The sequence below is a fragment of the Croceicoccus sediminis genome, from assembly GCF_007570835.1.
Lineage (GTDB): Bacteria > Pseudomonadota > Alphaproteobacteria > Sphingomonadales > Sphingomonadaceae > Croceicoccus > Croceicoccus sediminis.
This window is the reverse complement of record NZ_SUNC01000003.1, coordinates 78,329-105,265: the sequence shown is the minus strand read 5'-3', so window position 1 is coordinate 105,265 and position 26,937 is coordinate 78,329. Positions and strand designations below refer to the sequence as shown.

The following is a 26,937-nucleotide window of genomic DNA, read 5'->3' as shown; positions in this document are numbered from 1 at the left end:
GATCGACAACGACAATTTCGGGACAGGTGCCAGCATGAACGCACAGATCAAGACCTCCGATCGGGACAGCGCGCATGCTTAGGCCCGGCCAGAACGTTCCGGATATCGCGTTTCCGTCGCTGTCAGGCGGCACCTGGCCGCTGCGTGCCGAGGGCGGGGCGAACCTTCGCCTCGTTTCGTTCTATCGCGGTGCCTTTTGCGGCTACTGCACCCGCTTCATGCAGCAGTTGAGCGGCATGCGCGCCGACTTTGCAGAACTCGGCATCGACCTTGCCGGGATCAGCGTCGATCCGAAGGACGTGGCCGAAAAGTGGGCGCGGGACAACGCGATCGAGGGGATTACCGTCGGCTACGACCTGAGCCGGGAGCAGATCGAGGCTTGCGGCATCTTCGCATCGCACTTCACGCGCGATGGCAAGGAGCTCTACTTTGCCGAACCCGCCCTCTGGCTGGTCCGGCCAAGCGGCGAACTCTACCTCACGATCCAGAGCTCGGTTTCGTGCGGACGCCCCGACCTTGAATCCCTGATGGCCGGGCTCAGGACGCTCTCCGAGCATGGCTTTCCGATGCGTGGCGACGCCTGAGAGACGCAGCCTGCCGTTGACGCCGTGACGACCAGGACACGTCAGGACCAGCAAGGATATCACGCATGAATATCGCCGTGCTTTTGCAGAATTCCGCCCGATCGTTTCCGCATCGACCGGCCATTTCCTCGGGCGAGGATCTCTATGCGACTTACGCGCAGTTCGGTGACCGCGCGGCCCGGTTGGCAGCGGCGATTCGCGGCAGCGGTCTTGTCCGCGGCGACCGGGTCGGCATCGCGATGGGTAATGCGCCCGAATATCTCGAGATCCTGTTCGCCATCTGGCATGCCGGTCTTTGCGCGGTTCCGATGAACGCCAAGCTGCACCCGCGCGAAATCTCCTATGCGCTCGGCAATTCGGGGGCGCGGTGGTTTTTCACTTCGGATCAGCTGGCGGCAAAGCTGTCCTCGCTGATGGATGAAGTGGACACGCTGGAAAGCGTGATGATCGTGGGAAGCGATGACTATCGTGCGCTGCTCGATACGCCGCCGATGGCGATGGTCGATGTCGACGATCCTGATCCGGCTTGGATTTTCTACACCAGCGGCACCACGGGCCGCCCCAAGGGTGCGACCCTGACGCATCGGTCGCTGCGGGGAATGGCGCTTCGCTACCTGTCCGACGTCGATTCGCTGACCGAGCGGGACTGCATGCTGCACGTCGCGCCGCTGTCGCATGCCTCGGGCCTTGAATCATTGCCGCATGTGGGCAGGGCATCGCATCACGTCATTCCCAAGAGCGGCGGCTTCGACGCGGCCGAGATCGCCGAGCTAACCCACCATTACGAGAACATGATGTTCTTTGCGGTGCCGACGATCGTCGGACGGCTGGTCAATGACCCCGCGTTCGCCAGCGCCAGGCTCGATTCGATCAAGACGATTTTCTATGGCGGCGCGCCGATGTATTTTGAGGATCTGAAGGCTGCGCTGGCCAAGTTCGGGCCGAAGCTGGTTGGCGGCTATGGGCAGGGGGAATGCCCCTGTGCGATTACCGTGTTGTCGAAACACCTGCACGCCAATGTCGACGATCCTCGCTATCAGGAGCATCTCACCTCGGTCGGCATCGCCTTTACCGGGACCGAGTTCCGGATCGTCGATGAAGACGGCAACGACCTTCCGAGCGGGGAGATCGGCGAGATCATCGTGCGCAGTGACGTGTGCATGTCCGGATACTGGGAAAATCCCGAGGCGACCGCCAATGCCCTGCGTGACGGCTGGCTCTATACCGGCGACATGGGCTGCATGAGCGATGACGGATATCTCTCGCTCAAGGATCGTTCCAAAGACCTCGTCATTTCCGGCGGCATGAATATCTACCCGCGCGAAATCGAGGAAGTGCTGCTGCAGCATCCGGGTGTGATGGAAGTCTCCGTCGTCGGGCGTCCGCATCCAGAATGGGGCGAAGACGTCGTGGCATTCATCGTCGCAAAGGCCGGGCAGTCACCGACCGAAGCGGAGCTGGATGCCATCTGTCTCGACAATATCGCGCGGTTCAAAAGGCCGAAGAGCTACTTCTTCATCGATGAGCTTCCCAAGAGCGACTACGGGAAGATTCTGAAGAGAGAACTGCGCAAGCGCTTCGAACCCGCGGAATAGGGCCGGCGGCGCATGCCGGTCGCCCGGGGCGGTGAGCCGAAAGGTCAGGTAACGACCGCTTCACAGCGGTCCAGCACCGGGGCATCGCCTTCGTTTACCGCGACCGCGCGAAACCGGATCGTGCCCGGTGCCTTGCCCCAGAATTCGAAACGCAGGACATCGCCCGGCATGACTGGTCGGGTAAAGCGCACGGCCATCGATTTCAGCCGCGCGGCATCGAGATCGCAGAATTCGCGCAGAATGGCGTAACCGGCCATGCCCTTGGTCGCGAGGCCATGGAGCAGCGGGCGCCGCAGGCCAGCGGCATCCGATACGGCCGGGTCGATGTGAATGGGATGCCGGTCGCCCGACAGACGGTAAAGCAGCGGCTGAATTTCGCTGGTCGCCAGTTCAAGCGTTGCATCGGGCGTACTTGTCGGCACCCGCTCCAGCGCGGGCGGCGCTTCTCCCCAATCGCCGCAGCCCCCTTCCTTGCGCGCGATCAGCGAGGTGATGAGCGTGGCCAGAGGTGCCCCGTCTTCGGCCATGGCAATGTCGGTCTGGTAATGCACCATTGCACCGCGCGGCCCCATGTCTCGTATGCCGGTGATCCGGTTGTCGCCAGTGATCCGGGCAGCGGGGGGCAGGGGGCGGTGAAGGGTCATCCTGTGCTCTGCATGAAGCATGTGGACCCAGTCGATCTCGACGCGCGGGTCCTGCATCCATATGCCGGGAAAGCCCAGTACGTTGGCAAAAGTCGGCGCGGTGATCAGCCATTCTTCGTAGAGATAGCGAAGATGCTGCCGGTCGAGCGGCTGGGTCGCGTAGCCGGTTGCCAAGGCATAGATGATGGCATCGCGCTGCGAATAGGACTGCTCGATCCGGTCGAACGTGTAGTGGATCACCTCGTCGACGTTCATGGCGGCCTCCGCGATTTCTGCCGCGGGTACGACAGGTCGATTTCTGGACGGATGACCGGCAAGTTGCGCGCACATCCCGGAAACGACCCATACAGATAGCTTACAGGGGCATCAATTCATCTTCGCGGGCCGTACTGTCCGCGATGCGGTGATGTCCTGGATCGGTCAGGCCGAGTGAGCAGCCGCAACCGGGACGAGCGTTTCGCCCGGTACCGGCTGATCCTGCCCAGTTGGCTTGCCGAACTTCAGCGACATGATGATGGCGCTCAACGCCGAGAGGGTCAGGACGAACAGTTCAAACCAGAGCAAGGTCACGCACGTCGGATCGAAGCTGACCAGGTAGCCCGCGATCGCAGGCCCCGCGACCAGACCGATCCCGCCAAAGATCGTGATCTCGGCAATGACGCCGCCGTCCCTGTCCAGTCGTCCGATCAGCGAAAAGGCGAAGGGGATCACGAAGGACCAGGCAAACTTGATGACGATCAGTCCGCTGAAAAATGCGATTTCGGTATGGAGCAGTAGCGCGGCGGTGCCGGCCAGCAGCAAGATGAAGCCCGGAATGATCGGCACCCGCAAATCGGTCATCCTGCCCATGACGACCGCGAGCAGGGCCCCGGCCACGCCCACGGCTGCCGAAATCGACAGAATCCACGCGACCATGTCGGGCCCGACCATGCTGCCCTGCGCGATCGAACTGGCGAACGTCCAGATCCCGCCCAGACCGACGTAGAACAGCAGGATGGTGGGAATGCGCAGCAACGCCGTGGCGCGGCCCACGCTGACAGGCTGACGCGGGTTTTCCAGGTCCTTGGCGCGCGACTGGCTGGCGATCCAGAAAATGCCGGGTGCCGCGATGGTCAGCAATATGGCGAGCGCGAAGAAGTAGGCCTGAAGCCCATATTGGCTGAACAGCGGCGGCAGCAGCGCCAATCCCACGACGCCCACGGCCAGCTGTCCCATGATGTTGGTGCCGATCGCACGACTGGGATGATGGCTCTCGTTCGCGGTGGCCATGATGACCGTGGCCAGAACGACGCTGCACGATGCCGTCAGGGCGCGCACTACGATCAGCGCCATGAATTCGTCGAGCACGGTATAGGCAACGAGATTGCCGATGACCGTTCCGGCAAGTGTGAGCGCGGCCAGCTTACGCCAGTTCATCCGCGGCAGGATCAGACGGGCCGCGAGTCCGGCCACGATGTAACCGATATATTCGGCGGCGAAGAACCATCCGACCTGTTCGGGGGAATAGGCGAACTCCACCCCGAGCTGCGATGCGATGACCGGGCTGCACAGCAGGCTGGCGTTGGACAGCCCGCCCAGCAGGAAGATGGCAATGAGGCGGATCGCCTCGCCGTTGCCGTTACGAGCGGAAGTTTCAGGTTTCGCGATCATCGCGTATTCGTCCGTCAAACCGGGCAAGATGGCAAGTTAAAAATGTATACAGTGGGCAATATTTGCTGATCTAGGAGGGCGCAGGAAGGGGTGATCGGCAAGACGGCGGTTTCCTTGCCTCGTCCCAGAATCGTTGCGGGGCGACGCAGGGGAAGATTGCCTCCCCCCTGCGCCGCCCCGCTGATTTTCTCTTATCGGAACTTAGCGTGCCGATTTCAGGAATTCGATCGACACTTCGTTGAACCGGTCGGCATGTTCATGCTGGGGCCAGTGGCCGCATTCGTTGAAGATTTCGAGCTGCGAGCCGGGAATATTCTCATGCATCGCCGTCGCTTCGGCAACGCCGCCGAACGGGTTGTTCGTGCCCCAGACGACCAGCGCGGGTGCCTTGATCTTGTTCAGGTCTTCGGGCCGCAGCAGGTTGCGCTGGCGCCGGTCCATTTCCTGAAGCGACAGAAGGTTGGCGATGTTGGCGACGAAATCGGGCTCGTGGTAGATGCGGTGGCGGATTTCGACCAGTTCGTCGCTGACGTTCTTTGCCGGGTCGAACATCAGAAGGTGAAGACGCTGACGGGTCAGGTCGATGTCGTCGGTGGTGACGGCGCGGGTCGTGCTTTCCTTGATCCGCTGCATGATTTCCGGGTTGGCCTTGGTGCCACCTGCCGCGACCAGCTGAACGCTGCGCACGCGATCGGGGTGATTGATGGCGAGCCAGCCGCTCGTCCAACCGCCCAGCGATTCGCCCATCAGGTGCGCCTTTTCGATGCCCTGCGCATCCATGTAGCGCAGGACGTGCTCGCCATACTTGTATATCTCGTAAGGCTCGTCAGGCTTGTCGGTATAGCCGTGGCCAAGTGCGTCGATCGCGTGCATTTTATAGCCCGCGTTCACGTGCGGAACGATATTGCGGGAAAAGGCTTCCAGGTGGCCGCTCGTTCCGTGCATGGCGATGACGTCTTCGCCATCGCCGGCAATAAGCGCGCGGGTCCGCGTGCCGCCGGCATCTACGAAATCGAGCCGGAAGCTGACGCCGATCAGGTCGGTCCAGATAGTCACATTTCTTCTCCTAGTTTGGGTCTGGTTCGATCGATGCGACCGCCATCCCGGTCAGCCATTCGGGCATGTCGGCATGGGCGATCGTTTTTCCGGGAAGGTCGTTCATGGCCGCGGCCATCATCAGCCAGGCGCGGATTTCGTTGCCGCCATTGCCCGCGGCCGCAACCAGGTCGTCCTGGTCGATCTCGGTTGCGAGGCTGGTCAACGTGCCTTCTTCCAGCCGTGCCAGAAACGCCTTGTCGAAATCCGGATTGGTTCTGGGCGGGGCGTTCACGATGATGTCGCGGCGGCGCTTTTCGAACTGTTCCCAGTCGTTGCGGCCGTCTTTCCAGGACTGGGCCAGGAACCGGTCGTCATCGCTTGCCGGGCTGCGCCAGTCGGGAAACGGCAGTTGATGCGACAGGCCGCCCGTGGCGATGATCGCAACGCGTTTGTCCTCGCCGATCCTTGCAACGATATCGCCGATCAGGCGGCCCACCTGGACCGAACGTGACAGGCTGGGAAGGGGCGGCGCGAAGCAGTTGATGACGATCGGCACGATGGGCAGGGCCATCTCCTCGCCCATCACCCATTGGACGGCATGACTGATGCCGTGATCGACGGTCAGTCGGTCGGAAAAGGCCATGTCGACATCCGCTTCGACGAGCGACTGGCAAAGCGCGTGGGCGAAAACCGGATCGGTGGGGAGCGGCCCGGCAGGAGTGCCGTGTTCACCGCTTGAGATGACGTCGCCGACGCCGATGGTGAAGGCGGGCATGAGATCCAGCCAGAAACCACGGAAGTGGTTGGAGCCGATGACGATCGCGACGTCCGGCCGTGCCGCCTTCAGCAGTTCGCGGGCCTGCAGAAGTCCGTCGCGATAGTCGTGCGCGCGTTGCAGGTGGTCCACCTTCGCCCACTGCGTATTCATCAAGGTCGTGTGCGATGCGCCGATGCCAATCACCAAGTCAGACACGTGCGTCCCAATCCCATTCTGGTCGCCCCGCGCTGCGGAACGATTGCAATTAATGTATTCTGTATACATATTGGTGAGGGCGATGTCCATCCCGCGCAAACCGACAGGGACGGGGATGGAAAGCGATACGCGCTTGAGTGGTTTTCCATACCGTATACAAATATAGGCGACAGGTTGGGAGTGATTGTGGACCAGGATCTTGAGAGCGGTACGATAACGGACGGGGGCATTCGCTACATGCTGATGCGCCCCGACGTCCTGATGGGTATCGGGCGAGTCTCGGGTTCGACCACGCAATTCGTGGCCGCGCTTGAAGAGTCCGTCTTCCAGAACGCGCAGGCCTCGTTCGAGGAATATCGCAAGCTTGGCCTTATGGACGGGGACTTTCTCTCCGCCACGGCGACCGCGGCGGCACGGCTCGGCTGGGGCCGTTGGACTGCACGGCAGAGCGATGGCGACGGGGAAGGGTTCATCGTTGAGGTGCAGGACAGCCCCTTCGCCTTCGGGATGGGGGCATGCGATCACGCGGTCTGCGGGCCGATCGTCGGGATTTTGCGTGCGGTGCATCGCGTTGCACGCGGGCAGGGCGTTGCTGTCGTCGAAACGGCCTGCGCCGCCCAGGGCGCACCGTGCTGCACCTTTACGATTGCACCGGAGACCGCGCCGGAACGCTAGGCGCTTCGGCACGGTCGGCGGGCAGGGCTCAACGCCCCCTTCAGGTCAGGTTGATGACGTTCGCCTTGACCTGGCAGTTCTGCAGGACGGCCTCTTCGCCCAGATCATGCCCGATGCCCGAGCTTTTCACCCCGCCGAACGGCATCGCCATGTCGAGGATATTGTGGGTGTTGACCCACACGGTGCCGGCGCGGAACGCTTCGGCAAAGCGGTGCACCTTGTTGACGTCCTGCGTCCAGATGCTGGCGCCAAGGCCATAGACGCTGTCGTTCGCCAGTTCGATGACCTTGTCCTCATCATCGAAACGCATCACCGACAGGACGGGGCCGAAAATCTCGTCGCGGACGACTTCCATGCCGTGATCGACATCGGCAAGGATCGTCGGCCTGACATAGGCCCCTTCGTGGTCGAGCGAGGTTCCGCCGGTGACGAGTTCAGCCCCCGAGGCAACGCCGCGTTCCACGAAGCCCAGAACGCGATCCTGCTGACCCTTTGATGCCAGCGGGCCCATCTGGCTATCGGGGTCGAGCCCGCTGCCCAGAACCATCGATGCCGCAACGTCCGCAATCCCCGCGACGACCTTGTCGTAAATCGAGGAATGGACATAGAGCCGCGAACCGGCACAGCAATTCTGGCCGTGGTTGGCGTAGATTCCCATCGCCGCACCGGGGATCACCTTTGCAAGGTCGGCATCGCCCAGCACGACCATCGGCGATTTTCCGCCCAGTTCCAGCGTCACCTTCTTCATTCCCTCGGCCCCGATCCGCGCGATCTCGCGCCCGACGGCGGTCGAGCCCGTAAAAGAGATCTTGTCGACCATGGGATGCGAGACGAGCGCGGCGCCGGCCGTGCGGCCATTGCCGCTGACCACGTTGACGACGCCCGCCGGAATGCCCGCTTCCAGAGCAAGCTTCGCGAACTGCAAGGCGCCGAGCGGGGTCATTTCGGAGGGCTTGAGCACGACCGTGCAGCCTGCCGCCAGCGCCGGTGCGATTTTCCACGCGGCTTGGCAGAGCGGAACGTTCCACGGCGTGATCGCGGCAACCACGCCGACAGGGGCCAGTTGGGTATAGGCGAAGAACTTCATGCCGGGCGCATAGGGCGCGGTCAGGTCCATGGTCTTGCCCGTCAGCTTCGTCGCCCAGCCCGCCATATAGCGTAGGCATGAGGCCGACAGGTCGCTGTCGAACGCCGCCACCGCGCCCAGGACGCGGCCGCTTTCGACTGATTCGATTTCGGCCAGTAGCATCCGGTCGCGTTCGACCAGGTCGGCGAACTTTAGCATGATCCGTTCGCGCTCTCCCGGCGACATGCGTGGCCAGGGGCCATGGTCGAAAGCCTTCCGCGCGGCGCGGACCGCACGGTCGATTTCGGCATCACCTGCGGCTGGCGCGCTGCCCACAGTCTTGCCGTTGCTGGGATCGAGAACCGCGATCGTTTCACCATTGTCGGCGGCGACTTCTTGCCCGTCGATGACCATCTGGTGGTCGCGGAAGAGGAAATCGTGCGCCGCCGACGACAGGCGCGAATAGTCATTGTTCAATTGCGGCATGGGACATCCTTCTCGACTGATCTCGAATTCCATTATTGTATTCTGTATGCAGTATACGTCAATCCGGTTATGCGAATTGACGCTTTGGAACCGCGCTGCCCGGTTGGCGTTTGGCCACGGGCATAGTGCCAGAGCCTTCGTGGCGGCTTACCGGCTGCCATCGGCTGGCTTTTGATCGCAGCCGAAGCTAGGACGATCCGACGAGCAGGGATTGAGAGAGATATGTCAGCCTACGTGATCAAGAAATCGGCCAGCCTGCGAGAGCAGGTCGTCGGTGCCGTGCTGCATGAACTGCAGGCCGGGGCCATCGCGCCCGGCGAACGGGTGACGGAAGAAGGCCTGGCAAAACGGCTCAACGTATCGCGCACGCCCATCCGCGAGGCGCTGGCACAGCTTAGTCAGCTTGGCGCGATCGCGGTTCGCGAAGGTGGCGGCTATATCGTGCCGTTCCCCTCTGCCGATGAGGTTCGCGACGTCGTTGCCGTCCGCAAGCTGCTCGAACCGGTTGCGATTCGCATGGCCGCCGAAGAGTTCGGCCCGGAACAGGTCGCGGCGATCACTGCCGCGATCGAGCGCGAGGCCGCCGCCGTCAACGTCAAGAGTTCTGCGCGTTTTTCCAAGGCGAACGAAGACTTTCGCGCCGCTATTTTCGATGCGATTGCGAACAAGATGCTGAGCAGTGCGATCAGCCAGTTCGGCACGCACCTGCACTTGCTGCGATCCTCCACCTTGTCCGACATCGGCCTGCGCCGGCAGATCGTGGAGCGGCAGGAGAAGATTCGTGACGCGATCGCGGCGCACGATGCCGCGCTTGGTGAGCGTTTGTGGATCGACTACCTGAACCTTTCCGAAGAGACGCTGATCGCGACGCTGACCGGCTGGGAACGTGATCGCGCGGAAGCCAAGCCCAAGAGAAAAGTCCGCAAGACGCCTTCCTGACGGAGGGACGATTCTCCCATCATTGTCCGCTTCACAGCTGGCGACTTCGCCGGCCGCATCGTCGTGCGCTTGACAGCTTAATGTGCACTGTATACAAAAAATGCACACGAGGAACGGGAGCTGAGGCAGCGTTATGACCGACATGACCGATAAGATTCGGGCGCGGAAATATGATCAGGGCCGCAATTGGGACGCCTGGCCCAATTACGAATCGGCCAAGTCGGGCTTGCTGGATTACTGGTATCCGGTCGCCTGGGCGGCCGAGATCGGCAAGGAGCCCGTGTCGATCCGGGTCTGCGCGATCAACATCATGCTGATGCGAGACGAGAACGGCCATGTCCGCGCGCTGCGCGACCGCTGCCCGCACCGCGGCGTCAAGTTGTCGCAGGGTATTCAGGAATTCCCGAACACCATCAGCTGCCCCTATCACGGGTGGACCTACAACCTGGAAGACGGCGAACTCGTGGCGGTCATCACTGACGGTCCCGACAGCCGGATGTGCGGCGCCGTCGCCGTCCAGACCTTCGCTTGTGAAGAGCGGATCGGCCTGGTCTGGGTCTTTGTCGGTAACGGAGAGGCCTATCCCCTCGACGAGCAATTGCCCGCCGAACTGGTCGATCCGCCGGAATTCGCTGTTGGCGGGCGCATCGAGGAGCGGACCGGCAACTGGCGCTTCTATGCCGAGAACGGCTTTGACGAAGGCCACGCCAAGTATCTGCACCGCACTGCGATCTGGCGCACGTTCAAGATGATGCCGACGTGGAACAAGATCCACATCGAGAAGGAGGGCCGCTGGCTCTACCGTGTCGAGGACGAGCGTTATTGGGAGGCTGAATTTCCCGGCGTCGGCAAATGGACCAACGACCGTTGGTGGAAGATCAAGCCGAAGCAGCAGCAGGGCAAGTTCCTTGGCAACACCGGCGGTTCGGGGCGGAACGACCCCTATATCGAAAGCCAGAACTTCCCCGGCTTTGCCTCCCTGTCGCTTCCGGGCGTGCTGCGCATCGCCTATCCGCAGTTCATTCACTACGAATTCTACGTGCCGATCGACGCGGAAAACACGCGTTACGTGGGCGTCATGGTCCAGTTCAAGACCGGCCTCAAGAAGCTGGCCTTCTACTTCCATTACCTGTCGCGGATCCGCTGGCTTTTCCATGGCCAGTTCTCGGGACAGGACCACTGGATGGTTGCCGAAACCGACGCACCGCCCGAACGGTTGTACCGCCCGGACATTTCGCTGATCGAATGGCGCAAGCTGTTCAACGGATCGCATCCGATCAGCGATGATGCGGCCCGGAAAATGGACGACTGTGCGCAGGCGCCGGCAACCGACAAGACTTCTGAACAGGAAAGCACGGTCAATGACTGATCTTGATCCGGGCCCGGCGCCCGAAGGACGTATGGTAGCCGTCGGCGACCGCGAATTTCACCTTATCGAACTTGGCGAGAACGGGTCGCCCCTGTTCTTCCTGCACGGCGGCGGGCCGGGTTGTACCGCGTGGTCCGACTTCGCCGTCGTATCGCGCATGTTCGCGCGCGACCATCGCTGCATCATGCCCGATCTGCTGCAATATGGCCGCTCTGACAAGAAGGTCATCGAAGGGCCGATGTGGGATCTTCACGCCCGCACGATGGTCGGCCTGATGGATGTCCTCGGCATCGATAGAGCCGATTTTATCTGCAACAGCTGGGGCGGCACGATCGCGCTGTGCCTTGCGGCGAATTACCCCGAACGCGTGCGGTCGCTTACTATCACGGGTTCTATGCCGGTCTTCTATGGCCCGCTTGCGCCCTTGCCTGAAAACGGTTTCCGCGGGCGTGCGGCGCGCGATGTCTATTATGGCGGGGAAGGGCCGACGCTCGACAAGATGCGCCAGCTTATCGGCCGCCTCGAATGGCACGACAAGTCGCTGATCCCCGAAGCGACGGTCCGGATGCGCTATGAACAGAGCCTCGACAAGGACGAGATGGCGCTGGCCGCGCGCACCGACGGGCCGCGCGGGGAATGGCAGGACCTGACGGCCGAACTGCCGAAGGTTGCCGCGCCGACGTTGTTCATGTGGGGGCTGCAGGATGCCTTTCTGACGCCGGACTATCCGATGATGCTTACCCGGATGGTTCAGCGCGGGCAGCTCCACATCCTCGATGCAGCCTCGCATCACCTTCAGGAAGAGCGACCGGATCATTACTACCTGACCGTCAAGGCCTTCATCGACCAGCCGGAGCCGACATCATGAAAGCGATAAAGCGTTTCCTCGTCCATCTTCTGACCAGGACGACCGGGACATGGATCGGATCGCCGGACAAGAACCGCTGATGCTGACCGAAATCCAGCGCGGGCATTACGAAAAGGCCATCGCGCTGGCGACCCCGGACGCGCTGGCCGAGGCGGCGGCGTTCCTCGTCGACATCCCATCGCCAACCGGCGACGAAGCGCCCCTGGCCGAGGCCGTGGCGGCGCGTCTTCGCAATGCCGGGATCGACGGCCAGACGCAGTATCTGGACGAGAGGCAGGCCAACGCCTTTGCCGTTATGCACGGCAGCGGCGGCCGACCCTCGCTCATGCTCTATGCGCCGACCGATACCGTCACGTCGAACAGCGAGGAAGAGGATCTGCCCTGGGCAGGGGCGGAGCTATATCCGGAAATGCGGGCCAAGGCGCATATCGACGGAGACGTCGTTTCGGGCCTTGGTGCGCAGAACCCGAAGGGGCATGGAGCCTGTGCGATGGTCGCTGTCGAGGCGATCCGCCGGGCCGGAGTGCCGCTTGCCGGCGACCTGATGCTCGGCCTTGGCGCGGGCGGCATGCCGACCAACGCCCGGTCCGGCGCGCGCGCCGACAGCGGCCATGGCGTGGGCTGCGATCACATGATGAAGCTTGGCCCGCGGCCCGATTGCGCGATCATCGCGAAATCGGGCTGGGCGGTGTCGTGGGAAGAGGTCGGCCTTGCCTGGTACGAAGTGGAGATCGAGGGCGGCCACACCTACGTCGGCAGTCGTCACCTCATCTCTCCCTTCTCGAACGCCATCGCTAATGCGGCGAAAGTCGTGCTCGACCTCGAAGAGTGGTTTCCCCAGTGGGCGGAGCAGCATCGCTCTGGCCTGGTCGCGCCGCAGGGCGTGGTATCCTTCATAGAGGGCGGATGGGAGCGTATGCCCGCCTTCACGCCGGCTGTCTGCCGTCTGCGTTTCGACCTGCGGCTAAGCCCCCGGACAAGCGCCGCCGAGGCCGATGCCGCGGTCGATGCCATCCTGACGGAGATCGGCGCACGCCACGGCGTGACGACCCGGTGGAAACGGATCGTCACCATCCCCGGCACGACGACCGATCCGGAAGAGCCCATCATCCAGCGTTGTATCGAGGCGTGGGAGTTTCTGGAGGGCCGCGAGCATGTTCCGATGTACGGGATGTCCGGTGCCACCGATGCGAACATCCTGCGCGGCCACGGGGTGCCCACGGCGCGGATCGGCCTGCCCAAGCTGAAGCGCGAGGGTATCGATTTTCAGCAGGGCATGAATATGGTGTCGATCGCGGACATGGTCCGACTGACGCGCCACCTGATCCTTGTCGCGGTGGCGACCTGCTGCGATTGACGCGGCAGGGGTGCCGAAAAGCGCACGCGAGACTTACGAAAACGTGAGGCATGGGGCGGCATTGCGCCGCCCCGTCTATCGCGACCGGCGCCGTTGCGGGCCGGTCCGTACCTCAGCCTTGCGCTTCGGGAACGTGCACCGTCATGCCGTCGAAAGCGTCGGACACGGTGATCTGGCACGCCAGGCGGCTGTTGGGGCGCGGATCGTCTGCGGATTCCAGCATCGCGGCCTCCATTTCAGAGGCTTCGCCAGTCAGCCCCTGCCATTCGGCCGGGACATATACGTGGCAGGTCGCGCAAACGCATGCGCCGCCGCATTCAGCCTCGATACCGGCAATGCCGCCGCGAACGGCGCCTTCCATCAGGCTCAGGCCTGCCTCGATAGCGACCGTGGTGGCCGTGCCGTCATGTTCGATGAAAGTGATATTGCTCATGTCTGGTCCCGTGATGTTGGGCAGGGGGCCTGATCGAAGGCCTGCATGTTGATGATAAAGTATACTGTATACAATAATACCAAAGAATCAAGACTAGCCTGCGATCCGGTTGGAAGCGTGGGATTTCACGATGGAGCAGCAGCGCTTTTGCGCGTTGCGCGTCAGAAGCGGTCGAACCGGTAGGGGGCGGGATCGACGAGAGGCGTCGATCCGGTGGCCAGATCGGCGGCCAGTTGTCCGGCGGCGGGGCCCGTGCCGAAGCCATGCCCGGAAAATCCGGACGCAAGGGTCAATCCCGGAGCCTGCTCCACGTTACAGATCACCGGAAGTGAATCCGGCGTGACATCGATCATTCCGGCCCAGGTCCGCTCTATGCGGGCGGTTTCGAATACCGGCCATGCGCGGCTGGCATTGCGAAGCGCCTCGGCAATCAGGCCGCGGTCGACGCGCGGATCGATGGTGCGGCGGCGTTCGAACGGCGTTTGGTCACCGGCCTGCCAGCGCCGGGCCAGCGGCATGTCGTCAAGCGCCTCGCGCGACAGGGAAATGCGGATGTTCTTCCACTGCGATTTCAAAAGCGGAAGATAGCGGTGCCCGACCAGCATGCTATCCGCGATGAGAGGGACGGAAAGCGCCGCCCGCTGGATGATCGTGTAGCCTCCGGTCACGCCCTTGCGGAACGAGAAGTCGGGGCCGCCCACGGCAATGTCGGTCGGGCCGTCCATCGGCGCGGTGCGGATAACCGATGCAACGACGGGCAAAGTCGGAAAGGAAAGCCCTGCGTTACCGAGGAAACGCCGGGTCATGACCCCGCCGGCCAGGATGACCTGGTCGCATTGCAGTTCGCCGGCTTCGGTCATCACGCCGCTGACCCGGCCGCCCGATTTGACGAGGCTGCGCGCGGCACAATTTTCGACGATCACTGCCCCTTTGGCCATGGCGGCACGGGCAATCGCGCTCGGCGCAAGCGTCGGCTCGGCGCGGCCATCGGAAGGCGTGTAGATGCCCCCAATCCAGGATCCGTTGCCACCGGGGGCCAGTCGGTCGATCTCTTCGGGCGTCAGGAGCCGCGTGTCGAAACCGAAATCGGACACCGAAGAAAACCATTCTTCGTATGAGTCCATCTCCGCCCTGGTGCGTGCGACATACATGATGCCCGACGCGGTATAGCCGACATCGCTGCCGACCCTTTCGGGCATGCCGTGCCAAAGCTGTTCTGCCGCGATGGCGAGCGGCAGGTCGACGGCGTGGCGTATCGTCTTGCGGACCCAGCCCAGGTTGCGCGAAGATTGCTCGCCCGCGATCCGGCCCTTTTCCAGAACGGTAACGGCGATCCCGCGCTCGGCAAGGGTCAGCGCCGCGGAAAGCCCCACGATGCCGCCCCCGATGATGGCCACGCCCGTCCGGCGCGGCATCCGGGCAGAAGTCTTTACCGGCGAGATGGCGATGGCCACGGCGTTTGTCCTTTCGATCGCCCGACCGGATCGTGGGCGGATAATTCCGGTTCAGGCGGGGGCGACGGTCTTCGTGATCGACCCTGACGAAGCACCGCGCCATGCCGTGACCTCGATCTCCACCTTGTATTCGGGCGAGCCCAGCGTGGGGCTGGTCAGGGTCAGCGCCGGATCGATGCCGCGCATGCGAACGGCATAGGCGGCCATGACGGGATCGATATCCTCGGCAAACTGCACGAAGACCCGCGATGCCACCACGTCAGCCAATGTGGCGTCGACCGCGGCAAGAGCGGTCTCGATATTGTCGAGCACCTGGTGGGTTTGCTCGGCCAGGTCGGCGGGAATCAGCTTCGTTGCCGGATTTCGGCCTGCGGTCAGCGATACGAAAATCAGGTCGTTGACCGCGACCAGCCTTGAATAGCTGCCGATATCTTCGAACTTCGATCCGGTTTTGACTTTGACGACGGATGGCATGGCGTTTGTCCAATCATGCAGGGACGGGCGGGAAGGGTGATGACCGGCCTTGCGGGTCAGCGCAGTGCGGGTTCGTCCCAAAGGTTGAGCTTCACGCCGATGCCGTTCTTGATGGCGTTGCGATAAACCATCGTTCCCCAGGCGACGTCCTCGACCGGCATGCCGCCGACGGACAGGATGATTATCTCGTCGTCGCTCTGGCGGCCGGGGGCTGCACCGGCGGTCATCGCGGACAGATCCTCCAGCTGGTCCATGTGCATCGCGCCTTCGGCGATGAGGTCCATGTACTGAATGCCGACCAGCGGCACGAGGTTGTGCACCGGACCGGGCATTTCCTCCATCCACGCCTCGTAAAGCGGGGTGTAGTCCAGCACCTTGCGAACGTCGTCACCCTGCATGCCTTTATCGACGCTGGTTACCGCCGGCATGGAAAGGAACGTGCCGGGATCGACCCATTCACGCTCGATCATCGGATACTGGCTGGGATCGCCGGTCGCGCCCGAATTGCAGAAGGTGACGATATCGCTGCCCCGGACCACTGCCTCGACCGTATCGACCGCTTCGATGTTGGTGATCTGCGGGTAAGTTGAACGCACCCATTCGATGAACAGGTCGACGTTCTTCCGGCCCCGACCCTTGATCTTGACCGTATCGATCTGGGGGCAAACCGCCATAAAGGCAGACAGGGAGGTCCGGGCCATAACGCCGGGGCCCAGGATGCCCACGACCTTCGAATCCTTGCGCGCCAGGTGACGGGCGCCGACGCCCGGAACCGCGCCCGTGCGATAGGCCGAAAGCAGATTTGCCGACATGAATGCCAGCGGGGCACCGGTATCGACATCGTTCAGGATGAAAGTCAGGATCGAGCGCGGCAAACCGAGTTCGCGGTTTGCGATGTTCGATCCGTACCATTTCATTCCCGCAGTCCGAAACCGGCCGCCAAGATAAGCCGGCATGGCCATGTACCGGCGGTCGGGCGTCGGCTTGGGCATGTCGGGAAACGGCGAGTCTTCGGGGAAGAAGATGATCGTGCCGTGCGAACTGTTGCTGCCGCCGCCCATCCGGTAGTCGCCGTGATGAAGCAGGACGAACATCTCCTCCATCGTGTCGACGCATGCGGCCATGTCGGTCACGCCTGCACGGATCATGTCGGGTTCGGAAAGGTAGATGAAGTCGATCTTGGTCGAAGCGGCAGCGCTGTCGGTCATGTGTCTCTCCGGGTCTTGCCCTGCATAATGGGTCGCGCGCGGGCGACGGGTCTGATGGGTACGGGTGACGCACGTCTGCCGCCGGGCGGATCGCGCGCCTGAATTTCGCTGTTGGGGTTCCGGGTGCCGGAAGGTCACCCGGTCATGGGGAGAATGGGATCGACCCGATGACCGGTGACGTCCGGGTGCCCACGGGATGAATTCCATGAGCACCCGGCATTTTCATCAGTACTTGTAGCTGAACGAGACCCCGTAGGTCACAGGGCGACCCGTCCAGTTGACGAATGCGTCCGAGATCCTGGTCTTCGTGACGAAGTAGTACTTGTTGAAGACATTCTCGCCCCAGATGGATGCGCGCCACTGGCCATTGTCGCCTTCGATCCCGGCGCGCAGATCCACGATCGCCCGCGGTGCGATGCGGAACACGTCGAGTTCGCCGAAGCTGCCGTTCGCGCTGGAGCGGTAGTTGACGTTGCCGCCGACGAAGCCCGTCAGATCGTCGCTGATCGGCGTGCGGTAATCGATGGTGGTGTTACCCGACCACTTCGGCGTGTAGGGGAAGGGCTCCCCACCGAAATTGCCCGCGATGCCGTTGCTGGTCCGATCGAAGAAATCGCCGCGGATCTTCGACGAGATCATCGTGATCGACGGCGCGATGGTCAGCCCCTCGAACGGTTCCAGCGTCGCCTCGGCTTCGAAGCCCAGGACGCGCGACTTGGGAATGTTTACCAGCAGTTCGAGGTTGCCGAAGATCGGGAAGACATCGTTACCGCGCGTCTGCTTGTCGGTATAATCGTAGTAGAAACCGGCGACGTTGAAGCTGAACGCGCGGCTGAAACGCAGCTTTGCGCCGACTTCGTAGGCCAGGACGCTTTCCTGCGTAACCGGGGTTGCCTGCGGTTCGAAGGCAAGGCCCAGCAAGGGGAAGCTGCCCGACTTGTAGCCGCGGCTGACGTTCGCATAGAGCAGCTGCTGCGGCGCGAGCTTGTAGTTGAGGCCGACGCGCCAAGACACGTTGTCCTCTTTCAGTTCCTTGAACACTTCGCCGAAGACACCTGCTTCGAGGAAAGTGAGGCAACCGCCGGGCACCGTGCCGGGGAAGATGCCCGAATTGGCGGCCTTGCCGTCGCCGATGTCGCGGGTACAGCTGCGGAACGTGCGTTCGTCATCGGTGTAACGGGCGCCGGCCTGGATGTTGAGCGAGTCGGTGATGTCGAGGTCGAAGTTGCCGTAGACCGCCTTGGTCTTGATCTTCTGACGCCCGTCGTTCTGCGACGTGCCGCCCAGGAAGCTCTGGGTCGATTCACCGTTGTACAGCGTGCTCGTGTCGAACACGTCGTCGTTCTGGTAGTTCGCGCCGACAATCCAGTTGCCGCTGGAACCGATGGTTCCGCTAAGCCGCAGTTCCTGGAAGAAGGATTCGACGTCGCCGCCCAGATAGTTGCGGAAATTCTCGAACGGCGTGCCGTCCTGGTCGACCGGCATATAACGATCGTACTTGTGATACGACGAGATCGACGTGACCGTCAGGCTGTCGCTGATTTCGTAATCGGCGCGGCCCGTGATCTGGTACAGCTTGCTGTCCTGGGCAAAGGAAAGGCCCGGGTCCCAATCGGCGGCGCGAGCGTTCTCGGGCGCGAAGGGGAAGTCGTAGAAAGGCTCGAACTGGAAGTCGGGCAGGCCGCCGATGAACTTGCCGACATGCTGCGGAACCTGCGTATCGGAACGATCGCGCCAGCCGTTGACGTTGAGCGAGATCTTGAGGCTGGGATCGGGCTCCCAATCGACCAGCAGGCGACCGACGAGCTGGTCCGTCTCGCCGATCTTGTCATCGCGCGAATAGCTCTTCTGCCACGGGCCGGAACGGCTGAGGCGAACGGCGGCGCGCGCCCTGAGGGTATCGGACAGCGGGCCGCTGACAAAACCGTTCAGATCGATCGCGTTGAACCGGCCGTACCGGACGTCGCCGCCGAAGGTGAAGTAATCGGTCGGCTTGGCGGCGATGTAGTTGATCGCGCCGCCGGTCGCGTTCTGACCGTAAAGCGTTCCCTGCGGGCCCTTCAGCACTTCGACCCGTTCGAGGTCGAGCGTCGAGCCGAGCGTTTCGATGGAGAAAGGAAGTCCGACTTCATCAACATAGACGCTGACGGTCGGGCTGGCGCCAAGGCTGTTTTCCTGAAAGCCGACGCCGCGAATGGTGTAGACCGGCGTGCCGTAGCTGGTCGTGTTGAAGTTGAAGCCGGGGACGACCTGGGTCAGCTGCTCGACATCGGTGACGCCGCGCGCGGTAAGGTCATCGGACGAGATCGCGGTGATCGACATCCCGACATCCTGGATCGACTGCGACCGCTTTTGCGCCGTGACGATGATCGGGTCGGAATAGGAACCTGCGTCCGCTTCTGCCTCCTGGGCCAGAGCAGACGTCGAACTCATGAGAATAATAGAAGAAGTCCCCAGAAGGGTCGCCTTCAAAGTCTGTGATAAGCCACTGCCACCATTGATAGTCATGATCTTCCCCTAAGTGATAAATATACCGTTTCACATTCAATTTTCTGAATGTGTTGTCCTCAAAGTATATTCATTGATTTTTCTGTATTTATCTGAAATCATTGAATTTTAGCCAGGTCGTCAACGGCCTGGAGCTGAAATTCCTGTGTCTTCTTCGTCGGCTGCTGAAGCAGAAGAATGTCGAGGAACGGGTCCTCTACCGGGCTGGTCACGCCGGCGAGTTCGGCGATGATCGCATGGCCGCAGAACGGCACGTACGCCTCGGAGTATCCGCCCTCGTGGACGATGACCAAGCGATCGTCGCAAAGCTGTGCAGCGGCCGATTTCAGGCGTTTTGTCATCGCGGAGTAAGTGCCCGAATGCAGCATCATGCGGGCCAGCGGATCGACGGCACTGGCATCGAGGCCGCTGGCGACCACGATCAGGTCGGGCTGGTACTTGGCGAGCGCGGGCAGGATGATCTTGTCGAACGCCGCAAGGTAGGTGTCGTGGCCGCTTCCGGGGGGCAGCGGGATGTTGATATTGTATCCCGCGCCGGCGCCGGCACCGCGATCATCTTCGCCGGTGTAACCCGGCGGGAAGCAGTTTTCCTGATGCAGAGAAATGGTCAGCACGTCGTCGCGTTCGTAATAGATGTCCTGCGCGCCGTTGCCGTGATGAACGTCCCAGTCGATGATCGCCACGCGCGGCAAGTCATGCTTTGCACGGGCCGCCGCAATGGCGATGGGAATGTTGGCCAGCAGGCAAAAGCCCATCGACTGATCGGGCAGGCAATGGTGACCGGCCGGGCGGCATAGCGCGTAGGCGTTCTTCGCCTTGCCCGACACGACATCCGACACCGCCTCGATGGCGAGGCCCGCCGAGGCCGCGGCGATTTCGAAACCGCCGACGATGAAAGGGGCATGATCGCCGACATCGCCGCCGCCGCTGTCGCTGACGGCCTTGAAACGATCGATGTAACCGGGCGTGTGAATGCGCAGCATGTCTTCACGCGTCGCGGGGGTGGCTCCTACGATGGGCACGTCATTCGACAGGCCGCTCATCTGCACAAGGTTGAGCAGGCGGCGCTTCGAAGCCGGGGTGTCGGCGCCGTATGTCCCCGCCGGGGGTTCGACCCAGCCACCTGCGGGCACGAACAGGGATTCCAGCCCGGTTGCATGCCAGAAAGTGCATTCGGTCGAATACAGGAAGGTTTTGTGCGCCATATGTCCTCAGATCCCTTGATTGGCGCACATCTTGCCAAGCAGGTGGCGAGCGTGTCATGCATGCCCCTGCCAAAGTTTTGTCTGTCTGAGCGGGCTCGCCGTGGCATCCCACGGGCCGATGCGATGCGATGGGGATTCCCGGGTTAAGGTAATTTCGCCATATGAAACGGACGCTTGACGCCTTCGAGAAGGACCTCAACTCGCTTTACGCGAGCTATTCGCTCGAGCCCAATGGACGCGCGAGTGGCAATTTTGGCACGATTGTATGCAAAAGCCATTATCAGTTCGAGATCGCCGAAATCGAATCCGTCGGCCTTAAAGCGCACCGCTCGCCCCTGCCGGACGAGTTTCAGGACCGTGTTCATCTCGTCCTTTGTCGCAAGGGGCGGATCGGTTTCGGGCAATATGGCCGCAGTGCCGTGCTTCGGCCGGGCGATGCACTGGTGATCGATTCAAAGGCCGAATGCCAGGTAGAGGTTTTTGAGCCCAGCTCGAACTATACGATCGAAATGCGGCGGCAACACCTGATCGGCTGGCGGGTGCCGGTCGCTTCGGCTGCGGGCCGTTGTCTTGGTGCCAACACCGGGCTCGTCAACCAGATGAACGGTTTCGTTTCCAGCATCGCGCACGAAGACCAGAAGATGACGGGGCGCTATGCCGCAGAGCTGCAGGACGTGCTGGCGCACATGCTGTCCCACTGCCTGCCCGATCACGATACGTGGCGCGCGATAGAGCTGCATGAGCGCATTACCAAGTGGGCGCGCAAACAGGTCGGGAAGCGCGAAATCCTGCCGGAGGAAATCGCGCAGCATTTCGGATTGTCGCGGCGCAACCTCTATCGCCACTTCGAACGCATGGGCACGACGCCCGTTCGTTTCCTGCTGGCGCTGAAGGCCGAAAAGGCGCGCGACCTTCTTAGCAGCCCCGAATCCAGCCGCCAGTCGATCAGCACGATTGCCTATATCTGCGGTTTCAGCGACGCGGCCCATTTTTCGCGCGTTTTCAAGAGCCAGTTCGGCCTGTCACCCAAGGAGTGGCGACAGAAAGCGCTTTGAACCGGGCCGGTCCAGCCGCGCCTGATCCTATGGGAATTCCTTGCCGATGGCCTGCGAGACGAGCGTCGTCATCTCGCGGCGCAAGCTGGCCAGCTTTTCAGCGCCGGGCACTCCGCCGATAAAGCTTGCGGACAATCCGCCGATCGTCCGGCCCGCAGGATCGGCGACGGGCACCGCCATGCAGAAGATGTCGTCGCGGATTTCGAAGCGGTCGAACGCGACGCCCTGGGCTCGTACCTCGGCCAGTTCCTTTTCGATCTGGTCCGGTTCGGTCAGCGTATGATCGGTCAGGGCGACGAACGGCCCGCCCGCAAGATAGGCCTCTAGCTCCTTCTTCGGCAGTGCTGACAGCAGGACTTTCCCGATGCCCGAACAATAAGCCTCCAACTGCCTGCGTTCTTCGGTGAACAGTTCGTGTTCGCCGCCGTTCTCTTTCACGAGATAAGTCACCATGGCATCGTCGAGCACGCCGAAGTGCATCAGGACGCGGTGTTTCGCGGCCAGGTTCTTCATCGGGCGACGAAGCCGCACGGCGATGCGATCCTCTGGCCGGGGGATCAGCGGCATGATGCGCGAAAGTTCCAGACCCGGCAGATAGCACCCCTTGCCGTGCCGCTCGATATAGCCTTCGCCCTCCAGCGTCAGGGCCAGCCGATGCGCCGTGGGCAGGGGAATGCCCTGTTCTTTCGCCACCTCGCTCAGGGTCGATCGTCCGCCGTCGACGACGATCGCCTGCAAGAGCCGCAGTCCTTTGGCCAGGGTGGAGGATTGCTTGGTCGCCATGCCGCCTTCTCACCCAGCAACTCTCACTATGCAAGAGATATGGCTGAACCCGATTGGCGCGCCGCGAAAGGACGGAGTAGCTCGCAGGCTCAAGAGGAGCGATGCATGACCACCAATTATGACGAACCCGCGCGCCTGCTGCGTGAGGCCTATAGCGGCGCCGCCGTAGCCCCGCTGCGCGACTGGCTTGATCCGACCGACGCCGCCGGTGCCTATGCCGTGCAGGAAGTGAACACCCGTTTCTGGGAAGCACAGGGCCGCCGCATCGTCGGCCGCAAGGCGGGGCTTACCGCCGAAGCCGTTCAGAAGCAGCTGGGCGTGGACCAGCCCGATTTCGGCGTCCTGTTCGAGGATATGCGCATTGCCGATGGCGGCAATCTCGATCCTGCCAAGTGCCTGCAACCCAAGGCCGAGGCCGAAATCGCCTTCATCCTGGGCGCGGACCTGCCCTCTGCCGATACGAGCGCGGACGACGTGGCCGCCGCCGTCGCCAGCGTGCATGCCGCGATAGAGATCGTGGACAGCCGCATTGCCGACTGGAAGATCACGTTTGCCGACACCGTGGCGGACAACGGCTCTTCCGCCTTTTTCGTGCTGGCCGGCGCTGGCCTGCCGCTCGACGGGCTCGACCTCGAAGGTGCGCCGATGGACATGACCGTCAATGGCGAAGTCGTCTCCACCGGTATCGGCAAGGCCGCGCTCGGCAACCCGCTCAACGCCGCGGCATGGCTTGCCCGGACGCTTGCCGACCGCGGCGAACCGCTGAAGGCGGGCGATATCCTGCTGGCCGGGGCGCTTGGCCCGATGGTCGCGCTGAACCCCGGCGACCGGGTTCAGGCCAATGTCGGCGGCATCGGCGCTTGCGGATTTACCTATGGAGACGCGCAATGAGCGGCAAGAAGACGAAAGTCGCCATCATCGGTTCGGGCAATATCGGTACCGACCTGATGATCAAGATCAAGCGCCTGTCCGACGTGCTGGAAATGGGCGTCATGGTGGGGATCGATCCCGAATCCGACGGCCTTGCCCGCGCAGAACGCATGGGCGCGGCCACTACCCATGAAGGCATCGACGGACTGGTCGCCATGCCCGAATGGGACGATGTCGAGATCGTGTTCGACGCCACCAGCGCAGGCGCGCACAAGCGCCACAGCGAAGTGGTGCTGGGCGCGGGCAAGCGCATGGTCGACCTGACGCCTGCCGCGATCGGCCCCTATGTCATTCCGCCGGTGAACGGTGCGGACGCGCTGGGCGCGCCGAATGTCAACATGGTTACTTGCGGCGGGCAGGCGACGATCCCGATCGTCGCTGCCGTCAACCGCGTGGCGAAGGTCCACTATGGCGAGATCGTCGCCTCCATCGCCTCGAAAAGCGCAGGGCCCGGCACGCGCGCCAATATCGACGAGTTTACCGAAACGACAAGCCAGGCGATCATGGACGTCGGCGGCGCAACGCGCGGCAAGGCGATCATCGTGCTGAACCCCGCAGAACCGCCGCTCATCATGCGCGATACGGTCTATTGCCTGTGCGAGGATGCCGATCAGGACGCGATCCGGCAAAGCATCGAGGACATGGTCGCCGAAGTGCAGAGCTATGTGCCCGGTTACCGCCTGAAGCAGGCCGTGCAGTTCGAACGTATCGGTTCCAACCGCCCGCTTCGCATTCCGGAAATGGACGGCGAATATACCGGCCTGAAAGTCAGCGTGTTCCTCGAGGTCGAGGGTGCGGCGCATTACCTGCCTGCCTATGCCGGCAATCTCGACATCATGACGTCCGCCGCGCTCAAGACCGCCGAGAAGATCGCAGCGAGCATGCATGAAGGAGCCGCAGCATGACCTTTGACCCCGCCCAGACCAAGCTCTACATCCAGGACGTGACCCTGCGTGATGGCATGCACGCCATCCGTCACCAGTATGGCCTCGACCACGTTAAGACGATCGCCAAGGCGCTCGACACCGCGAAAGTCGACGCCATTGAAGTGGCGCACGGCGACGGCCTGCAGGGTTCCAGCTTCAACTACGGCTTTGGCGCGCATACCGACTGGGACTGGATCGGCGCGGTGGCCGACGTGCTGGAACACTCGGTCCTGACCACGCTGCTGCTGCCCGGTATCGGCACGGTGCACGATCTGAAGCACGCCTACGAAATGGGCGTGCGATCGGTCCGCATCGCGACCCACTGCACCGAGGCCGATGTCTCGAAGCAGCATATCGAGGCGGCCCGCAGTCTTGGGATGGATGTATCCGGCTTCCTGATGATGAGCCACATGACCGACCCGGAATCGCTGGCCGGTCAGGCGCTGTTGATGGAAAGCTACGGCGCGCACTGCGTCTACGTGACCGACAGCGGCGGCGCCATGAACATGGACGAATATGCCGCGCGCCTGCAGGCCTATGACCGGGTGCTGAAGCCCGAAACGCAGCGCGGAGTGCACGCGCATCACAACCTGTCGCTGGGTGTCGCGAATTCGATGGTGGCCGTGCAGAACGGGGCCGTCCGCGTCGATGCCAGCCTTGCCGGCATGGGTGCGGGTGCGGGCAATGCGCCGCTGGAAGTGTTCATCGCCGCAGCGGATCGCAATGGCTGGAACCATGGCTGCGACCTCTATGCCTTGATGGACGCTGCAGAGGATCTGGTGCGCCCCTTGCAGGATCGCCCGGTGCGGGTGGACCGCGAAACGCTGACGCTGGGCTATGCCGGGGTCTATTCCAGTTTTCTGCGCCACGCGGAAAAGGCGTCGCAGGACTATGGTCTCGACACCCGTTCGATCCTTGCCGAAGTCGGCCGCCGCAAGATGGTGGGCGGGCAAGAGGACATGATCGTGGACATCGCGCTCGACCTGACCGCTCAGGGCTGAGGCCGCCGCGTAAACTTCCGGGTTATTCGGCCGTGTAGATGGTGCGTCCTTCGAACACGGTGCGAAGAACCCGGGTTTCGCCGATTTCTGCTGCCGCGGCGTCGAACAGGTTGCGGTCCAGCACGATCATGTCGGCCATCTTGCCCACTTCGATCGAGCCGGTGACGTCGGCCCAGCCGGCGACTTCGGCGCCGTTGCGCGTGGCGATGCGGATGGCATCGGCAATCGTGATGGATTCGTCGCCATGGTCCAGCATGCCGCCGATGGCGGGGAACAGGTTGGGCGAGGGCAGGACGACCCAGTCGCTGCCGATGGTCATGGTGACGCCGCGCGACAGCAGGCTGCGGAACGGCCAGGCGCCCTTCAGGCTTTCGGTCAGCGGGCCCTTGATCTGCCAGATCGCGGGCGACATTTCCGTAACGATGCCCAGCGGGGCGAGCCGGTCCATGTCCTCTTCCGAGAAATAGAGGCTGTGCGCGATTTCCGGCTTGATATGCGGCTGGCGGTTGACCTTGCGCATTGCCTCGATGGCATTGACCGCGACGCGGTTTGCGCCGGTGCCGACGGCGTGCATCTTCACCCGCAGGTTCTCTTCCTCGAAACGGGTCAGCGCGGCGGCGATGGTTTCGGGCGTGGTGTAGAGCTTGGCGCGGTCGTAGTGCCCGTGCCCGTCGAGCTGCACGTCGGTATGATGCGGTTGTAGCGGCGATCCGTCGATCAGAAGCTTTACCGCGTCGAGGGAGACCCGCGGCGAGCGCAGTTCGGCACGATGGGCCAGTACCTCTTCGCTCTGGTCTATCGACATCATGGAGACGGCGGGATTGCCCCAGAACACGTGCGCCAGTGTGCGCAAGTTCCATTGTCCTGACACGTCGAGTTCGTGCAATTGCCGCGCCACCGCGTCCGTCACCCCGGCATCCTGGACCGAGGTGATGCCGTATTGCGCACAAAGCGCGGCGGTATCGAGCAGGGCCTTGCGGATCGCCTCGTCCGAAAGCGGCGGCAAGTGCCGGGCGGCAAGGAACGTCGCGCCCGCCAGCAGTTCGCCGCTCGGCTCGCCATCCTCGCGGTGCAGGATCGTGCCGCCGTCGGGATCGGGCGTGTCGCGGTCGATCCCGGCGATCTCCAGCGCCTTGGTGTTCACCAGTGCGTGGTGATACGACCATTCGCGGATATAGACGGGGGTGTCGGGAAACGCCTCGTCCAGGAACTTGCGGTCCGCCTTGCCGCCGGGGAAATTGTCGCCGCGATAGACGTCGGCGATGATCCAGCCGTCGGGCCGCTTTTCTTCGGGACATGCGCGAAGACCCGCGATCAGCGCGTCGATGTCCGCCTCGGGCGAGATCTGGCAATAGATGTTGCGCGCCTGTGCCAGCACCATGTGCTGATGCGCGTCGTGGATACCGGGCATGACCATTCGCCCGTCGAGGTCGGTCACTTCCGTTTCGGGACCGATGAAGACGTCGACGCCCTTGTCGTCACCGACATAGACGAAACGTCCGTCGCGGATCGCAACCGCCTCGGCCCAGGTGGTTTCGGGATCGACCGTATAGATCTTCGCATCGCGATAGACCGCGTCCGCCGGGTCCTGAGCCCATGCGGGTGACGCGGCAAACGCAAGGACGGCGGCTGCGGCACTTAGTGCGCGGCGGAAGGACCCGGTCTTCATCGAAATTACCTCTGGCAGAAAGAAAGCGGCCCCGCCCCACCGGGGAG

At 62.7% G+C, this 26,937-nt stretch carries 24 protein-coding genes; 11 read left to right on the top strand and 13 right to left on the bottom strand.

Annotation, left to right across the window (positions count from 1 at the left end; translation table 11 throughout):
• Positions 1 to 74: 74 nt before the first annotated feature.
• Positions 75 to 584 (top strand): redoxin domain-containing protein, encoded by a 510-nt coding sequence (locus FAX90_RS11225; protein WP_144097513.1) that lies wholly within the window; start codon positions 75 to 77, stop codon positions 582 to 584.
• A 65-nt stretch (positions 585 to 649) separates the two neighbouring features.
• The gene (locus FAX90_RS11220; RefSeq protein WP_144097512.1) at positions 650 to 2,179 is read left to right on the top strand and encodes a class I adenylate-forming enzyme family protein; all 1,530 of its coding nucleotides are present in this window, start codon (positions 650 to 652) and stop codon (positions 2,177 to 2,179) included.
• 44 nt (positions 2,180 to 2,223) lie between these two features.
• On the opposite strand, the gene FAX90_RS11215 is transcribed toward FAX90_RS11220, so the two are convergent.
• From FAX90_RS11215 to FAX90_RS11200, 4 genes are all read right to left on the bottom strand, one after another.
• Positions 2,224 to 3,078, bottom strand: a complete 855-nt coding sequence (locus FAX90_RS11215; RefSeq protein WP_170234957.1) for a MaoC/PaaZ C-terminal domain-containing protein — start codon at positions 3,076 to 3,078, stop codon at positions 2,224 to 2,226.
• Between the two features lie 165 nt (positions 3,079 to 3,243).
• Positions 3,244 to 4,473, bottom strand: a complete 1,230-nt coding sequence (locus FAX90_RS11210) for an MFS transporter (RefSeq protein WP_144097510.1) — start codon at positions 4,471 to 4,473, stop codon at positions 3,244 to 3,246.
• Between the two features lie 201 nt (positions 4,474 to 4,674).
• Entirely contained in the window at positions 4,675 to 5,529 is an 855-nt protein-coding gene (locus tag FAX90_RS11205; protein ID WP_144097509.1) for an alpha/beta fold hydrolase, read from the bottom strand.
• 10 nt (positions 5,530 to 5,539) lie between these two features.
• A complete protein-coding gene (locus FAX90_RS11200) occupies positions 5,540 to 6,484 on the bottom strand; it encodes a DODA-type extradiol aromatic ring-opening family dioxygenase (RefSeq protein ID WP_144097508.1) in 945 nt (314 codons plus the stop codon).
• A 180-nt stretch (positions 6,485 to 6,664) separates the two neighbouring features.
• Between FAX90_RS11200 and FAX90_RS11195 the strand changes: the two genes are divergently transcribed.
• The gene (locus tag FAX90_RS11195; RefSeq protein ID WP_205700677.1) at positions 6,665 to 7,159 is read left to right on the top strand and encodes a V4R domain-containing protein; all 495 of its coding nucleotides are present in this window, start codon (positions 6,665 to 6,667) and stop codon (positions 7,157 to 7,159) included.
• 40 nt (positions 7,160 to 7,199) lie between these two features.
• Here FAX90_RS11195 and FAX90_RS11190 read toward each other — a convergent pair whose 3' ends face one another.
• Positions 7,200 to 8,711 (bottom strand): aldehyde dehydrogenase family protein, encoded by a 1,512-nt coding sequence (locus tag FAX90_RS11190; protein WP_144097506.1) that lies wholly within the window; start codon positions 8,709 to 8,711, stop codon positions 7,200 to 7,202.
• 222 nt (positions 8,712 to 8,933) lie between these two features.
• On the opposite strand from FAX90_RS11190, the gene FAX90_RS11185 reads away from it, so the two are divergent.
• The 4 genes from FAX90_RS11185 (at position 8,934) to FAX90_RS11170 (ending at position 13,244) form a co-directional block, all read left to right on the top strand.
• Positions 8,934 to 9,650: a GntR family transcriptional regulator gene (locus tag FAX90_RS11185; RefSeq protein WP_144097505.1), complete on the top strand. Its 717-nt coding sequence runs from the start codon at positions 8,934 to 8,936 to the stop codon at positions 9,648 to 9,650.
• Positions 9,651 to 9,792: 142 nt separating this feature from the next.
• Positions 9,793 to 11,019 carry a Rieske 2Fe-2S domain-containing protein gene (locus tag FAX90_RS11180; RefSeq protein ID WP_205700676.1) on the top strand — a complete coding sequence of 409 codons (1,227 nt, stop codon included), beginning with the start codon at positions 9,793 to 9,795 and terminating at the stop codon, positions 11,017 to 11,019.
• On the top strand, positions 11,012 to 11,887 hold the full coding sequence (locus FAX90_RS11175; RefSeq protein ID WP_144097503.1) for an alpha/beta fold hydrolase: 876 nt from the start codon (positions 11,012 to 11,014) through the stop codon (positions 11,885 to 11,887). Before FAX90_RS11180 ends, FAX90_RS11175 begins: the two co-directional genes overlap by 8 nt.
• Positions 11,888 to 11,936: 49 nt before the next feature.
• A complete protein-coding gene (locus FAX90_RS11170; protein ID WP_144097502.1) occupies positions 11,937 to 13,244 on the top strand; it encodes a M20 family metallopeptidase in 1,308 nt (435 codons plus the stop codon).
• 112 nt (positions 13,245 to 13,356) lie between these two features.
• Here the strand turns inward: FAX90_RS11170 and FAX90_RS11165 are convergent, their stop codons facing one another.
• The 6 genes from FAX90_RS11165 to FAX90_RS11140 all read right to left on the bottom strand — a co-directional run bounded on the left by FAX90_RS11165 (position 13,357) and on the right by FAX90_RS11140 (position 20,526).
• Positions 13,357 to 13,677 (bottom strand): 2Fe-2S iron-sulfur cluster-binding protein, encoded by a 321-nt coding sequence (locus tag FAX90_RS11165; protein WP_144097501.1) that lies wholly within the window; start codon positions 13,675 to 13,677, stop codon positions 13,357 to 13,359.
• 161 nt (positions 13,678 to 13,838) lie between these two features.
• Entirely contained in the window at positions 13,839 to 15,131 is a 1,293-nt protein-coding gene (locus FAX90_RS11160) for an NAD(P)/FAD-dependent oxidoreductase (RefSeq protein WP_144097500.1), read from the bottom strand.
• 51 nt (positions 15,132 to 15,182) lie between these two features.
• Positions 15,183 to 15,605 (bottom strand): Rid family hydrolase, encoded by a 423-nt coding sequence (locus tag FAX90_RS11155; protein WP_144097499.1) that lies wholly within the window; start codon positions 15,603 to 15,605, stop codon positions 15,183 to 15,185.
• A 56-nt stretch (positions 15,606 to 15,661) separates the two neighbouring features.
• The gene (locus FAX90_RS11150; RefSeq protein WP_144097498.1) at positions 15,662 to 16,813 is read right to left on the bottom strand and encodes an ornithine cyclodeaminase family protein; all 1,152 of its coding nucleotides are present in this window, start codon (positions 16,811 to 16,813) and stop codon (positions 15,662 to 15,664) included.
• A 225-nt stretch (positions 16,814 to 17,038) separates the two neighbouring features.
• Positions 17,039 to 19,246 carry a TonB-dependent receptor gene (locus FAX90_RS11145; protein ID WP_170234955.1) on the bottom strand — a complete coding sequence of 736 codons (2,208 nt, stop codon included), beginning with the start codon at positions 19,244 to 19,246 and terminating at the stop codon, positions 17,039 to 17,041.
• A gap of 173 nt (positions 19,247 to 19,419) precedes the next feature.
• Complete coding sequence (locus FAX90_RS11140) at positions 19,420 to 20,526, bottom strand: class II histone deacetylase (RefSeq protein WP_144097496.1); 1,107 nt, start codon at positions 20,524 to 20,526, stop codon at positions 19,420 to 19,422.
• Between the two features lie 161 nt (positions 20,527 to 20,687).
• On the opposite strand from FAX90_RS11140, the gene FAX90_RS11135 reads away from it, so the two are divergent.
• The gene (locus tag FAX90_RS11135; protein ID WP_144097495.1) at positions 20,688 to 21,581 is read left to right on the top strand and encodes a helix-turn-helix domain-containing protein; all 894 of its coding nucleotides are present in this window, start codon (positions 20,688 to 20,690) and stop codon (positions 21,579 to 21,581) included.
• Between the two features lie 27 nt (positions 21,582 to 21,608).
• Here the strand turns inward: FAX90_RS11135 and FAX90_RS11130 are convergent, their stop codons facing one another.
• Entirely contained in the window at positions 21,609 to 22,364 is a 756-nt protein-coding gene (locus FAX90_RS11130) for an IclR family transcriptional regulator (RefSeq protein WP_144097494.1), read from the bottom strand.
• A gap of 105 nt (positions 22,365 to 22,469) precedes the next feature.
• On the opposite strand from FAX90_RS11130, the gene FAX90_RS11125 reads away from it, so the two are divergent.
• Genes FAX90_RS11125 through dmpG form a run of 3 tightly spaced genes read left to right on the top strand, consistent with a single transcriptional unit; the run spans position 22,470 to position 25,221 of the window.
• Positions 22,470 to 23,255 (top strand): 2-keto-4-pentenoate hydratase, encoded by a 786-nt coding sequence (locus FAX90_RS11125; RefSeq protein WP_144097493.1) that lies wholly within the window; start codon positions 22,470 to 22,472, stop codon positions 23,253 to 23,255.
• The gene (locus FAX90_RS11120) at positions 23,252 to 24,199 is read left to right on the top strand and encodes an acetaldehyde dehydrogenase (acetylating) (RefSeq protein ID WP_144097492.1); all 948 of its coding nucleotides are present in this window, start codon (positions 23,252 to 23,254) and stop codon (positions 24,197 to 24,199) included. Before FAX90_RS11125 ends, FAX90_RS11120 begins: the two co-directional genes overlap by 4 nt.
• Positions 24,196 to 25,221, top strand: coding sequence for a 4-hydroxy-2-oxovalerate aldolase (gene dmpG / locus FAX90_RS11115; RefSeq protein ID WP_144097491.1), 1,026 nt, complete (start codon positions 24,196 to 24,198; stop codon positions 25,219 to 25,221). Before FAX90_RS11120 ends, dmpG begins: the two co-directional genes overlap by 4 nt.
• A 22-nt stretch (positions 25,222 to 25,243) precedes the next feature.
• Here dmpG and FAX90_RS11110 read toward each other — a convergent pair whose 3' ends face one another.
• Positions 25,244 to 26,890, bottom strand: a complete 1,647-nt coding sequence (locus FAX90_RS11110; protein WP_144097490.1) for an amidohydrolase — start codon at positions 26,888 to 26,890, stop codon at positions 25,244 to 25,246.
• Positions 26,891 to 26,937 lie beyond the last annotated feature (47 nt).